13 protein-coding genes and 1 pseudogene are annotated in these 12,608 nt (G+C 61.7%); 10 read left to right on the top strand and 4 right to left on the bottom strand.

The window, feature by feature from the left end:
* The first annotated feature begins 19 nt into the window (after positions 1 to 19).
* The 3 genes from cyaY to rnk all read left to right on the top strand — a co-directional run bounded on the left by cyaY (position 20) and on the right by rnk (position 1,115).
* A complete protein-coding gene (cyaY, locus tag BFQ01_RS20575; RefSeq protein WP_065926683.1) occupies positions 20 to 352 on the top strand; it encodes an iron donor protein CyaY in 333 nt (110 codons plus the stop codon).
* Between the two features lie 2 nt (positions 353 to 354).
* On the top strand, positions 355 to 573 hold the full coding sequence (locus tag BFQ01_RS20570) for a DUF1289 domain-containing protein (RefSeq protein WP_027608322.1): 219 nt from the start codon (positions 355 to 357) through the stop codon (positions 571 to 573).
* A 131-nt stretch (positions 574 to 704) separates the two neighbouring features.
* The gene (gene rnk / locus BFQ01_RS20565) at positions 705 to 1,115 is read left to right on the top strand and encodes a nucleoside diphosphate kinase regulator (RefSeq protein WP_053127715.1); all 411 of its coding nucleotides are present in this window, start codon (positions 705 to 707) and stop codon (positions 1,113 to 1,115) included.
* Here the strand turns inward: rnk and BFQ01_RS20560 are convergent.
* The 3 genes from BFQ01_RS20560 to BFQ01_RS20550 form a co-directional block, all read right to left on the bottom strand.
* Positions 1,112 to 3,952 (bottom strand): class I adenylate cyclase, encoded by a 2,841-nt coding sequence (locus tag BFQ01_RS20560; RefSeq protein ID WP_065926682.1) that lies wholly within the window; start codon positions 3,950 to 3,952, stop codon positions 1,112 to 1,114. The genes rnk and BFQ01_RS20560 overlap by 4 nt on opposite strands.
* A gap of 167 nt (positions 3,953 to 4,119) precedes the next feature.
* Entirely contained in the window at positions 4,120 to 4,374 is a 255-nt protein-coding gene (locus BFQ01_RS20555; RefSeq protein ID WP_027608325.1) for a TIGR02647 family protein, read from the bottom strand.
* Between the two features lie 95 nt (positions 4,375 to 4,469).
* Positions 4,470 to 4,754, bottom strand: a complete 285-nt coding sequence (locus BFQ01_RS20550; protein ID WP_065926681.1) for a hypothetical protein — start codon at positions 4,752 to 4,754, stop codon at positions 4,470 to 4,472.
* Positions 4,755 to 4,879: 125 nt separating this feature from the next.
* Between BFQ01_RS20550 and BFQ01_RS20545 the strand changes: the two genes are divergently transcribed.
* Entirely contained in the window at positions 4,880 to 5,539 is a 660-nt protein-coding gene (locus BFQ01_RS20545; RefSeq protein ID WP_065926680.1) for a glutathione S-transferase family protein, read from the top strand.
* Positions 5,540 to 5,575: 36 nt separating this feature from the next.
* On the opposite strand, the gene argH is transcribed toward BFQ01_RS20545, so the two are convergent.
* Positions 5,576 to 6,970, bottom strand: coding sequence for an argininosuccinate lyase (argH, locus tag BFQ01_RS20540; RefSeq protein ID WP_065926679.1), 1,395 nt, complete (start codon positions 6,968 to 6,970; stop codon positions 5,576 to 5,578).
* Positions 6,971 to 7,359: 389 nt separating this feature from the next.
* On the opposite strand from argH, the pseudogene BFQ01_RS33430 reads away from it, so the two are divergent.
* The 6 genes and pseudogenes from BFQ01_RS33430 to BFQ01_RS20515 all read left to right on the top strand — a co-directional run.
* Positions 7,360 to 7,476 (top strand): annotated as a pseudogene (locus BFQ01_RS33430) (sensor histidine kinase); the annotation flags it as partial.
* Positions 7,473 to 8,219, top strand: coding sequence for a LytR/AlgR family response regulator transcription factor (locus BFQ01_RS20535; RefSeq protein ID WP_065926678.1), 747 nt, complete (start codon positions 7,473 to 7,475; stop codon positions 8,217 to 8,219). The pseudogene BFQ01_RS33430 and the gene BFQ01_RS20535, both read left to right, overlap by 4 nt.
* A 137-nt stretch (positions 8,220 to 8,356) precedes the next feature.
* Positions 8,357 to 9,298 carry a hydroxymethylbilane synthase gene (gene hemC / locus BFQ01_RS20530; RefSeq protein ID WP_065926677.1) on the top strand — a complete coding sequence of 314 codons (942 nt, stop codon included), beginning with the start codon at positions 8,357 to 8,359 and terminating at the stop codon, positions 9,296 to 9,298.
* Positions 9,295 to 10,053, top strand: a complete 759-nt coding sequence (locus BFQ01_RS33005) for a uroporphyrinogen-III synthase (protein WP_065926676.1) — start codon at positions 9,295 to 9,297, stop codon at positions 10,051 to 10,053. The genes hemC and BFQ01_RS33005 overlap by 4 nt, the downstream gene beginning before the upstream one ends.
* An 18-nt stretch (positions 10,054 to 10,071) precedes the next feature.
* The gene (locus BFQ01_RS33000; protein WP_065926675.1) at positions 10,072 to 11,196 is read left to right on the top strand and encodes a uroporphyrinogen-III C-methyltransferase; all 1,125 of its coding nucleotides are present in this window, start codon (positions 10,072 to 10,074) and stop codon (positions 11,194 to 11,196) included.
* A 5-nt stretch (positions 11,197 to 11,201) separates the two neighbouring features.
* The gene (locus BFQ01_RS20515) at positions 11,202 to 12,443 is read left to right on the top strand and encodes a heme biosynthesis protein HemY (protein ID WP_065926674.1); all 1,242 of its coding nucleotides are present in this window, start codon (positions 11,202 to 11,204) and stop codon (positions 12,441 to 12,443) included.
* Positions 12,444 to 12,608 lie beyond the last annotated feature (165 nt).

Below are 12,608 nucleotides of genomic sequence, written 5' to 3'. Positions count from 1 at the left end.
CACTTTCGAGGTTGCCACAATGAGTTTGACCGAAGCCCGTTTTCACGACCTGGTGGATGCCACCCAAGAGAAGCTGGAAGATATTTTCGACGACAGCGACCTGGATGTGGATCTGGAAAACTCGGCCGGTGTGCTGACCGTCAAGTTCGAGAGTGGCCAGCAACTGATCTTCAGCCGCCAGGAGCCGCTGCGTCAGCTGTGGCTGGCGGCGCGCTCCGGTGGCGTCCACTTCGACTACGACGAAGAAAGCGGCAAATGGCAGTGTGACAAGAGTGAAGAGTTGCTGGGCGAGATGCTCGCGCGCCTGGTCCACGAATATACCGGCGCCGAGCTGGATTTCGACGAGATCTGACCGTGACCCAGCCTGCGCCTGTACGCCCGCCCAAGCCGCTGTTCAGTAATGTCAGCCCGGCGGTGCCGTCACCTTGTATCAGTTTGTGTCGCCTGGACGAGCAAAAAGTCTGCCTCGGCTGCTTCCGCCATGTGGAAGACATCCGTGAATGGCGCTCCGCCGATGATCAGCGGCGCCGAGTGATCGTGGCCCAGGCCGAGCAACGCAAGGCCGCGCCTTGAGCCCGTCTTGTTTATTTACGGTGCTGTGGTAGTGTCCGGATACGCCTCAACTCATCGAGGCCCGTGAGAACCCCGCCTTTTCCTGGCGGGGTTTTGCTTTTTTGTGCAGAAAAAAGGAGTCTGCCTGAATCATGACCGCACCTTCCATCATCCTCACCCGTCTTGATGTGCAGCGTCTTGAGCAATTGATCGACCGTATGGACGAGACGCAGCCGGGCGTTATTGCACTGCAAGCCGAACTCGACCGCGCCGAAGAAGTGGTTGGCCACGATGAAGTGCCTGCAACGGTCGTGACCATGAACTCCAGTGTGCATTGCCGTGAGCAAGGCAGCGGCAAGGACTACCACCTGACCCTGGTCTACCCGAAAGATGCGAATGCCGATGAAGGCAAGATTTCGGTCCTGGCCCCGGTGGGCAGTGCCTTGCTTGGCCTGCAGGTAGGGCAGCACATCGATTGGCCGGCACCGGGCGGCAAGACCCTCAAGCTTGAGCTGCTCAGTGTTGATGGTCAGCCCAAGGATGGCGGCGCCTTCCCTCTCTAGACCTGGCTCAGCGCCTCATTCAGCGCGAGCTCCAGCTCGGCCTTGTAGCGCAGGTACAAATTGCTTGGGCTTTGCACATCACCGAGCAGCCCCGACAGGTCGAGGTCGGTGATGTAGCAGCGGTAGCGCTCGGTTTCCCGGCGTTGCCCGACGATTTCCTGGGCGACCACTGCAAACAGTTGGTCGCCAAACTCCAGCTCGGAAAACTCCCGCTGATTGCAGTACAGGGTTATGCCCACCTGGCCCGGCGCCGCCTTGCCGATAATCGCCTGCACGTCATAAAACGGTTTGTTCGCGGGGTTCTGCGGGGCTGGCCGCGGCTCCACCCCACGCGCGCGCGTGCTGCCTGACGGCAGCAGTTGGTAGTACAAGATTTGCACCTCACCCAACGGTTGTTGCGTGTCCAGGGGCGACAGTGCTTCCCGGCGATAGATTATCGACTGCAAAAAGCGCTGCAACGGCGCCAACAGGCTCTGCTCATCATGAAACGGCAAGCGTTGCTGCCAGAGCGCGTTGAATTCATCCAGCACATACAGCTCGGCGAAGCCTTCGTTGACCCGGTAGAACACTTGCACGCAATCGGCCATGCCCATGGGCAGCAACAGCGCCAGGTCGTGGTCTTCCAGGGCCATGGCATCCAGGTGCAGCGGGCTGTAGCTGGCCAATTCTTCGCTGAGGTAGGCGACCAGCGCATCCTGGGTCGCCAGTGATACGTGGGAGGCCTGGCCGGGCATCAACTCCATCACGTGATAGTGCTGCTGTACCTGGAGCAAGTAGCGGTGATTGCCCTGACCCAGCAGCAGGTTCTGTGCGGTGTCGAAGATTTCTTCCACTCGCTGGGCAATGAACTGCGCGCGGTTGTGACAGAAGCAGCGCACCCGCAGCCGAGGCAGATGATCCGACGGCAGTTGATTGAGGTAGTCGCGCAGGCAATCGAGCAGGGCATGGGGGGCGTCGTAGCGGCTGACCATCACCTCGTTCCAGCTGTTGAGCGTGACCTGATCGAGGGTCAGTACCAGGTTGTCTCGCACACCGGCATAGCTCAGGGAGTCGGTGCGCTCGGTGGTCATCAGGATATTCAGGTCGCGATGATGCTTGAGCGGGTCGACGCCGACGTTGATCAGCAGCAACACTTCCTCGGGCACCGCCGAGCGCAGCAGGCGCGCTTCATCAACGCTGGCCAGGGGCAGGGCGATAGCCTGCTGCAGGCTGCCCAGCAGGTTGAACAGCTCGAATTCGGTCATGTCGCTGGTGCCGGGGTGCAGCGCCAGGCGCGTGCTGCTGTCGATGACGCCGTTGCGGTGGCACCAGGTGAGCATTTCCAACAGGTCGCGGCTGCGCTTGATCGGCGCGAAGTGCTCCCATTCCAGGGCCGTGAGATTACCGTTGTACAGGCCCCAGTGGTGCTGGCCGGGCTCCTTGCGGTTGGGCGATTGCACCAGGGTCAGGGTGTCTTCGGCCAGGTCCGGGGCGATGCCGGGGTTGATGAATTCAACCTTGCCGGCCTTGCGTTCAAAGGCGGCATACAGGCGCCGTCCCAGCACATTGAGGTCGCGCTTGTTGATCAGGCTGACGGTCTGTTCGGTACGAGCGAACTGGGTCAGGAAGCGATAGCTGTAGTTCAGCTCGCTGACCAGGGCGCGGCGCTCGGAGGCCACCTGGCGCACTTTCCACTGGCTGCGGCTGTCCAGCAGCGCCAGTTGGCGTTGGTCCCAGCCCCACTCGTGGGCCAGGCGCTCCAGCAACAGCCGCTGCCAACTGGTGCTGCGCTGACCGGCGCTGAGCTTGCGGTTGACCTTCAGGTACAGGGCGCGACGCACCAGCTCCAGGCGCTCCGGCTCGTTGCGTGCCTTGAGATATTCCTCGATACGGCGGTACACCACGATGTACGGGTCCAGCTCATCCAGGTCCATCTGGTTGGCGAACACCGCGCGCTTGAAGCGCAGGCTCAGGCAGTGCACGTTCGGGTGCTCGCTGGCGTAGACCTCGGTCAATAGCAGCTTGAGCACCGACTTGTAGGGCGACTCGATGCCCTTGAACAGTTGCCACAGCCCGGCACCGATGAATTCACCGGGAGGGATACGCGCCAGGTGGCCGAGGTCGAGGGTTTCATCGGCGCGGATAAAACGCTTGGAGATCAGTGTGTGGGTGAATTCCGCATAGCGGGTCTCTTCATACACCGGCACCAGCCACCAGATCGGCGTACGCCCGGCCAGCCAGATGGCTGTGCGGTAAAACTCGTCCAGCAACAGGTAATGCTGGGTCGTGCCGCAGTCGTCGGAGCTGAGTTGGGTGTCGCGCTCGCCGAGTACAAAGCGCGTCGGCTCAATCAGGAAGAAGTGCGCTTCTGCGCCCATGCCCAGGGCCCAGGCTTCCAGCAGTTGGCATTTTTTACGCAGCTCCGCGAGCTCGTTTTCGCCCAGGTCGGGTGCGTGGCACACCCACACATCCATGTCGCTCTGGTCGGCCTGGGCGAGGGTGCCGAGGCTGCCCATCAGGAACAGACCGTGGATCGGTTTGGGTTGATTGACTGGACGCGGCTTGTAAGAGAACGAGCGGGTCAGGCGCTGGGCTTCCGTGAGTGCCTGGGCGTCGGGCTCGAAGTTCGACAGCCCGGCCGGCGTACTGCCCGAGACATACCCCGGCAACAGTGGGTGATTGACGTGAAAAAACAGCGGCAGCAGGGTCAGCACGCTTTGCTGGCGCGGCGTCAGCCCTTCGACGGCACGAGCCATGCGACCTTCATTGAGGGCCATGAAGCGCGCACGCAATTGGGCCAGCACCTTGCGGTCGATGCCTTCGTCCAGGTCAGGGCGGATTTCATGGGTGCGGGTCATGTCGAACTCGGTGGCTCGCAGGGCCCGACGCGGGCGGCCATGTAGGAGTTTACAGCCAGTCGCGTAGGAGGTTTAGAGGGAAATGGTTTTTGACGTCAAAAACCGGGCCGTTGCACAGCAGTGCCCTCGGAGTCCGCAAGAGCCGGACTCCATGGGCGGTATACGGATCAGGCGGCTTCTTTGGTGTTGGCGGTGCTCAGGATGGTCAGCAGGGTTTGGGCCTGCTCTGCAGCGTCCCGGCCAAGGCTGGTCAGGTAGCCTCCGTCCGGTTGATCGATAAGTCCTTTCGCATGGAGGCGCTTGGCAGCGGCGATGGCAGAGGGAGCGGCGGTCTGATGGACTTTCAGACCTTCCTTGGTGCTGTCCAAGGGGAAGAGTACAAGGATTTCCAGTTCGGCAACCAACTCAGGGGTATACGACATAAGGACTCCAGACTTTCTAAAATTTATTAGAGGCTAGCAGGCCATAAGGTGAACGCACTTTGCCGAACTGTCCAGCGTGTTGCGGTGTGCCGGGATTATTCCTTTTCGGGCGGCAGCTCAGGCAGTGCCCGCAGCGCTGTTTCATACCATTCGGTATTGAATGCGCGGTCATCATCCAGCATCGCGTCGATCTCGAAAGCCAGCACATGGGCCATGAGATTCAGGATCTCTTCACGTTCATAGCCCACCAGGGTCAGTTTATTGAAAGTGGCCTTGGCAGCGGGCGGATTGTCGCTTTCGATCTGGTTTTCGATCGCTTCGATCAAGGTGTTTTCGGTGAACTCTTCTTCGTCGCTGTCGATATCGGTCGGCTCGCTCATGGCAGGCTCCTCAAGGAAAGGGCGCCAGTCTACCCCCATTCAGGCAGGTGATGCTGCTGGTCAGGACCGGCCCTGGGATCTATAACTCCTGCAGCCAACCCCGCACACGGCCTGGAGGCTTTGCGATGCTCAAGCTTTACGGATTCTCGGTCAGCAACTACTACAACATGGTGAAACTGGCACTGCTGGAGAAAGGCCTGGCTTTTGAGGAGGTGCCCTTTTATGCCGGGCAAACCCCTGAAGCCCTGGCGGTCAGCCCGCGTGGCAAGGTGCCGGTGCTGGGCGTGAAGCTGGGGTTTATCAACGAAACCAGTGTGATCCTCGAATACATCGAGCACTCCCAGGAAGGCCCGTCGCTGTTGCCGGCCGACCCGTTCCAGCGTGCCCAAGTGCTGGCGTTGTGCAGGGAAATCGAGCTGTACATCGAATTGCCCGCCCGCGCGTGTTTTGCCGAGGCGTTTTTCGGTATGCCGGTGCCGGAGGCGATCAAGGCGAAATCCAGGGCTGAGTTGCTGCTGGGGATCGGCTCTTTAGGCCGTCACGGCAAGTTCGCGCCTTTTGTGGCGGGGGAGGGCTTTACGATTGCGGATCTGTATTTCATGTACAGCGTGAACCTCGCCTGTGCGGTGGGCGAGAAGCTGTTTGGCCTGGACCTGTTGGCTGAATTGCCGGCGGCCAGAGCGTTGCTGGAGCGACTGCATGCCATGCCTAATGCGCAGAAGGTGGCGGCGGACAGGGAGGCCGCGATGCCGGCGTTCATGGCGATGGTTGCGGCCAAAAAATGATCAAATGTGGGAGGGGGTTGCCCCCTCCCACCTTTTTCAGCGGCTGGCGAGCAGGGCCTGGCCGCGAGCGACTGCAGCCTTCACCTGTGCCGGCGCGGTACCGCCCACGTGGTTACGGGCATTCACCGAGCCTTCCAGGGTCAACACGGCAAACACGTCCTGTTCGATCTGGTCACTGAACTGGCGCAGCTCTTCCAGGCTCATTTCCGCCAGGTCCTTGCCGGTGTCGACGCCGTATTTCACTGCATGGCCAACGATCTCGTGACAGTCGCGGAACGGCAGGCCACGGCGTACCAGGTAGTCCGCCAGGTCAGTCGCCGTGGAGAAACCGCGCAGGGCCGCTTCACGCATGATCGCGTGCTTGGGCTTGATCGCCGGGATCATGTCGGCAAACGCGCGCAGCGAGTCGCGCAGGGTGTCGGCGGCATCGAACAGCGGTTCCTTGTCTTCCTGGTTGTCCTTGTTGTAGGCCAAAGGCTGGCCTTTCATCAGGGTCAGCAGGCCCATCAGTGCGCCGAATACACGGCCGCTCTTGCCACGCACCAGTTCGGGCACGTCGGGGTTTTTCTTTTGCGGCATGATCGAGCTGCCGGTGCAGAAGCGATCCGGCAGGTCGATGAACTGGAATTGCGCACTGGTCCACAGCACCAGCTCTTCGGAGAACCGCGACAGGTGCATCATCGCGATGCTGGCGGCGGCGCAGAATTCGATGGCGAAGTCGCGGTCGGACACGCCGTCCAGGGAATTGCCGCCGACGGCGTCGAAACCCAGCAGTTGTGCGGTGTACTCACGGTCGATCGGGTAGGTGGTGCCGGCCAGGGCTGCGCTGCCGAGCGGCATGCGGTTGGCGCGCTTGCGGCAATCCACCAGGCGCTCGTAGTCGCGGCTGAGCATCTCGAACCAGGCCAGCAGGTGGTGGCCGAAGGTCACGGGTTGTGCGGTTTGCAGGTGGGTGAAGCCAGGCATGATGGTGTCCGCCTCACGCTCGGCCTGCTCCAGCAAGCCTTTCTGCAAGCGGGTGATTTCGGCCAGGATCAGGTCGATTTCATCGCGCAGCCACAGGCGGATGTCGGTGGCCACCTGGTCGTTACGGCTACGACCGGTGTGCAGTTTCTTGCCGGTCACACCGATACGGTCGGTGAGACGGGCCTCGATGTTCATGTGCACGTCTTCCAGGTCGACACGCCAGTCGAACGTACCGGCTTCGATCTCACCACGGATGGTGGTCAGGCCATCGATGATGCTGTCGCGCTCGGCGTCGGTCAGCACGCCGACCTTGGCCAGCATTGTCGCGTGGGCTATGGAGCCCATGATGTCGTGGCGGTACAGGCGCTGGTCAAAGGTGACGGAGGCGGTGAAGCGGGCGACGAAGGCGTCGACGGGTTCACTGAAGCGGCCGCCCCAGGACTGGTTGGTCTTGTCGGTGCTCATGGGTTCGCTCGTGGTCTGCTTATTAAGAGGCATGAAAGTGTGCCGGCGATAATAACAGGGTTGCCCTTGGAGGCGGTGCCGCGGGTCGTCGGCATTTTTATTTGTGCAAAGGATGGCTAAGTGCCTTGCCGCCGACCGCGTCCGGGACGAGACTGGAGACAGGTGCTTATTGATACGATATTTGACGATTGAGCAATATCGTCTCGGCGAGCGTCTACAGTTGGACTGATAGTGTGTGAATGCACCAAAGTCGGGTAATGCGGTCAGAGCCTGACTATCCATTTAAAAGGGGGGTATTCGGATTGTGTATCAGCAAACCCTACGACGATGCCCGAAGGCAGCAGGTCTTGGGCGCTATTGAACAGGTCCGGGTAAATATGGGTGCCGCTGTCAGGGCACTTTTTGCCGCTCGCGCTAGTCTTAGCGTGGATCGCTGTGACGCAAGTCACCGCACCTGTCTACGCTATCCTTGTGCGAGACTCACGCAGGAATCCAGCGCTATATGAATGTCCTGATCGTTGATGACGAACCCCAAGCCCGCGAGCGACTGAGCCGTTTGGTCAGTGAACTCGAGGGTTATACAGTCCTTGAACCGAGTGCCACCAGCGGCGAGGAGGCGTTGACGTTGATCGACAGCCTCAAGCCGGACGTGGTGTTGCTCGATATCCGCATGCCGGGCCTCGATGGCCTGCAAGTTGCTGCCCGCCTGAGTGAGCGCGAATCGCCACCTGCCGTGGTGTTGTGTGCCGCGCAAGAAGAGTTTGCCGCGCAGACACTGGAAGCCAGTGGTGTCAGCTTCGTAGTCAAGCCAGTGACTGCCGAGGCCTTGCTCAGGGCCCTGAAGAAAGCCGAACGTCCCAATCGCGCCCAACTCGCTGCCCTGACCCAGCCAGCCGCCCAAAGCGGCAACGGGCCGCGCAGCCATATCAGCGCCCGCACACGCAAAGGCATCGAGTTGATCCCCTTGGACCAGGTGGTCTACTTCATTGCCGATCACAAGTACGTGACCCTGCGGCATGAGGCTGGCGAAGTGTTGCTCGATGAGCCGCTCAAGGCCCTTGAGGATGAGTTCGGTGACCGCTTCGTGCGAATCCACCGGAACGCGCTGGTGGCCCGTGAGCGAATCGAGCGCCTGCAGCGCACGCCCCTCGGGCACTTTCAGTTATTCCTCAAAGGGCTTAACGGGGATGCGTTGATCGTCAGCCGGCGCCATGTCGCCGGCGTGCGCAAGATGATGCAGCAGCTTTAGCCCGAGGGTTTTGGCAAGCCTGCATTCATTATCCCGGTGCGACGTGGCCAGGGAGGCCCCGCACTTGCTGATTCAAATCAAAGCGTATTTGCCTGAGCTGTTATTATCTGCCGTATCTATTCAGTACGGATTGATCCATGTCCTCTCGCGAAATCCGCATCGCCACCCGTAAAAGCGCCCTGGCCTTGTGGCAGGCCGAATACGTCAAAGCACGCCTTGAGCAGGCCCATCCCGGCCTCAAGGTGACCCTGGTGCCCATGGTCAGTCGCGGCGACAAGCTGCTCGACTCGCCGCTGTCGAAGATCGGCGGCAAGGGCCTGTTCGTCAAGGAACTGGAAACCGCGCTGCTGGAAAACGAAGCCGACATCGCTGTGCACTCAATGAAAGACGTGCCCATGGACTTCCCAGAAGGCCTGGGCCTGTTTTGCATCTGTGAGCGTGAAGACCCGCGTGACGCCTTCGTTTCCAATACCTTTGCGTCTTTGGATGACCTGCCCCTGGGCAGCATTGTCGGTACCTCCAGCCTGCGTCGCCAGGCACAGCTGTTGACCCGTCGTCCGGACCTGCAGATTCGCTTCCTGCGCGGCAACGTCAACACCCGCCTGGCCAAGCTCGATGCCGGTGAGTATGACGCGATCATCCTCGCCGCCGCCGGCCTGATCCGTTTGGGCTTCGAAGACCGCATCACCTCGGCCATCAGCGTCGAAGACAGCCTGCCTGCTGGCGGGCAAGGCGCCGTGGGCATCGAATGCCGCACTGCCGACCGTGAAATCCACGCGTTGCTCAACCCCCTGGATCACTACGAGACCGAAGTGCGTGTCACGGCCGAACGCGCCCTGAACAAGCACCTCAACGGTGGCTGCCAGGTGCCGATCGCCTGCTACGCCGTGCTCGAAGGTGAAAACCTGTGGCTGCGTGGCCTGGTTGGGGATCCGGATGGGGGCACTCTGCTGACTGCTGAAATCCGTGGTCCGCAGCGTGACGCCATCGCCCTGGGTGTCCAGGTGGCTGAAGAGCTGCTGGACAAGGGCGCTGGCGCCATTCTGCAAAAAGTCTACGGCGAGGCCGGCCCGCAGTGACCGGTTGGCGCGTGCTGCTGACACGGCCTGCCGAGGAGTCGGCGGCCCTGGCGGCGGCGTTGTCCGAAGCCGGTATCTTCAGCAGCAGCTTGCCTTTGCTGGACATCGAACCGTTACCCGTTACCCCCGAACAACAGGCCGTCTTCGGTGATCTTGGCCGCTACTGTGCAGTGATCGTGGTGAGCAAACCGGCCGCGCGGCTTGCCGTGCAGCAGTTGGATCAAGCCTGGCCGCAACTGCCGTGGTTCAGCGTCGGTGCGGCCACCGCGCAGGTCCTGGCTGATCACGGCCTTCCCGTTCACTATCCCCAAACCGGCGACGACAGCGAGGCCTTGCTTCAATTGCCTGCGTTGCGCGAGGCTATCGCACGGCCCGGTGCGCGGGTGTTGATCCTGCGCGGCGAGGGGGGGCGGGAGCTGCTGGCTGAGCGTTTGCGCGAGCAAGGTGCTAGTGTCGACTACTTGGAGTTGTATCGTCGTTTCCTTCCGGCCTACGACACCGGTGTACTGACCCGGCACATCCAGTTGGAACGCTTGAACGGCCTGGTGGTCAGCAGTGGGCAGGGTTTTTTGCACCTGCAGGCCCTGGCCGGATCCGATTGGCCACAGGTGGCGCAGCTGCCGTTGTTCGTGCCCAGCCCGCGAGTCGCCGAGATGGCGCGGGCCGCTGGCGCAGAAAAAGTTGTGGATTGTCGCGGCGCGAGTGCCGCGGCTTTGTTAGTGGCGTTACGGAGTCATGCCGTTCCCACTCTCTGATACGCAAAGGACGGATACGTGAGCGAAACAGCCTTGCCTAAAGATGAAACCCAACCCGCACTTGATGCGTCGGTTGAGTCACCGGTCACCGCGCCGCGCCGCGGCAATGGCCTGGCAGTTGTCGCCCTGCTGCTTGGCGCTGCGGGTGTTGCCGCCGGCGGTTGGGGTCTCTGGCAGGTTCGTGCCCTGCAAGCCAGCAGCCAGCACCAACTGGGTCAAGTGCAGACCCTGGATGACCAATCCCAGGCCCTCAAGCAAAGCCAGCAACAACTGGCTGCACGCCTGGCGCAACTGCCGGGTGCGGATGAGCTTGAGGAGCGCCGTCGGCTGGTGGCCCAGTTGCAGGGTGACCAGCAGCGCTTGAGCCAGCGCCTGGAAACCGTGCTGGGTGCCAGCCGCAAGGATTGGCGCCTGGCTGAGGCCGAGCACCTGATTCGCCTGGCGAGTTTGCGCTTGTCTGCCTTGCAAGACATCAACAGCGCCCAGGCCCTCGTCCAGGGCGCCGACGAGATTCTTCGCGAGCAAAGCGATCCGGGCTCCTACGCTGCCCGCGAGCAGCTGGCCAAGAGCCTTGCCGCGTTGCGCAGTACTGAGCAGCCGGATCGCACCGGGCTGTATCTGCAATTGGCGGCCTTGCGTGATCAGGTCGTGCAACTGGCGGCCATTGCCCCTGAGTATCAACTGACCGAGCCCGCATCCCAGGGGCGTCCGAGCACCGATACGGACAGCCGTTGGAGCCAGTGGTGGGAGCAGATTTCCCGTTACTTCCGCATCGACTTCAACCCCGACGACAACATTCGTCCACTGCTCGCCGGTCAAGGCCTGAACCAGGTACGCCTGGCCCTCAGCCTGGCCCTGGAGCAAGCACAATGGGCGGCGCTCAATGGTGAATCGGCGGTGTACAGCCGCTCCCTGGGTGAGGCTCGCAGCGTGTTGCAGGACAACTTCAACCAGGACAACCCGCAGAGCAAGGCGATGCTGGCGCGTATCGCCGAGCTTGAGCCCAAGGCTGTCTCGGTGGTGACCCCGGACCTGGCGGCGAGCCTGGCTGCGGTGCAGGCGTACCTCGAACGTCGTCATCTGTCTGCTGACGAAGCCAAGGCGGCATCCACGCCGGCGGCCACGTCGGCGAAGCAGGAGTAGAGCCGATGAAGCGTTTCTATGTGATCCTGGTGCTGGCGATTGCAATCGCCCTGGCACTGGCCGTGGGCATTTCGAAACACACCGGCTACGTGCTGATTACCTATCCTCATGTGCTGCACTACGAGTCGAGCCTATGGGCTACCGTGGTGGCGGTGTTTGTCTTCGCCCTGGCTATCTACTTGATCCGCGTATTGCTGAGCCTGGTCACCACCTCGGGTGGCGTGGTCAACCCGTGGTCACGACGTAACCGCAGTCGCCGCGTGCAGATCGCCATTGAACAGGGCCAGATGGACCTCGCCGAAGGCCGTTGGGCCAGTGCCGAACGTCACCTGCACCGTGCCGCCGAAGCCGAGCGCCAGCCATTGCTGTACTACCTGGGCGCGGCCCGGGCGGCGAATGAGCAGGGCCGTTATGAAGAGTCGGACGGTTTGCTCGAGCGCGCCCTGGAGCGTCAGCCCCAGGCCGAGCTGGCGGTTGCCTTGAGCCATGCGCAGTTGCAATTGGACCGTGGCGATACTGACGGCGCGCTCACCACCTTGCAGGCCATGCACGAGCGTCATCCCCACAACGGCCAAGTGCTGCGCCAATTGCAGCGTCTGCACCAGCAGCGTGGCGACTGGTCGTCGGTAATCCGCCTGTTGCCGGAGCTGCGCAAGGATAAGGTACTGCCCGCCGGCGAATTGGCCGAATTGGAGCGGCGTGCCTGGGGGGAGAACCTGAGCCTGGCGGCCCAGCGCGAAGAGCAGGGCGAAGCCGGCCTGCAGTCTCTTGAGCGGGCCTGGCAACAGCTCACTTCCGCCCAGCGCCAGGAGCCGCAACTGGTCCTGGCCTATGCCGAGCAACTGCGTCAATTGGGCGCCGATGCCAAGGCGGAGGAGGCGTTGCGCGGTGCCATCAAGCGCGGCTACGACAGCCACCTGATTCGTCTCTACGGCCTGCTGCGCGGCAGTGATCCTGCCCGGCAATTGAAGTTTGCCGAGGGCTGGCTAAAGGACCACCCGGGCGATGCCAGCCTGTTGTTGACATTGGGTCGTCTGTGCCTGCAAAACAGCCTGTGGGGCAAGGCGCGTGATTACCTGGAAAGCAGCCTGCAGGTGCAACGTAATCCCGAGGCCTGTGCCGAACTGGCGCGGCTGTTGGCGCAGTTGGGCGACACCGAGCGCAGCAACCAGTTGTTCCAGGAAGGCCTGGGCTTATTGGATAACCGCTTGCTGGCGTCTCCGCTGCCAGTTCCTGCCCGAGTTTGATGCAGGAAGAAGTCTAGGGTTGGCTCAGATATTTCTGATGACCAGCCCTTCAATGCTGCGCATATGCCGGCCCTGAGGGGCTTTGAAGCAAACTCCTACGTTCATGCGCTTCAAGTCTTCCATTCTCTGACGGGATGTCCCTACGTTCTCACGGAATCGTCTGCT

Source organism: Pseudomonas sp. 8 R 14 (assembly GCF_900005955.1).
Taxonomy (GTDB): Bacteria; Pseudomonadota; Gammaproteobacteria; order Pseudomonadales; family Pseudomonadaceae; genus Aquipseudomonas; species Aquipseudomonas marginalis.
The sequence above is the reverse complement of the archived record's forward strand: the minus strand, read 5'-3'. Positions and strand labels throughout refer to the sequence as shown.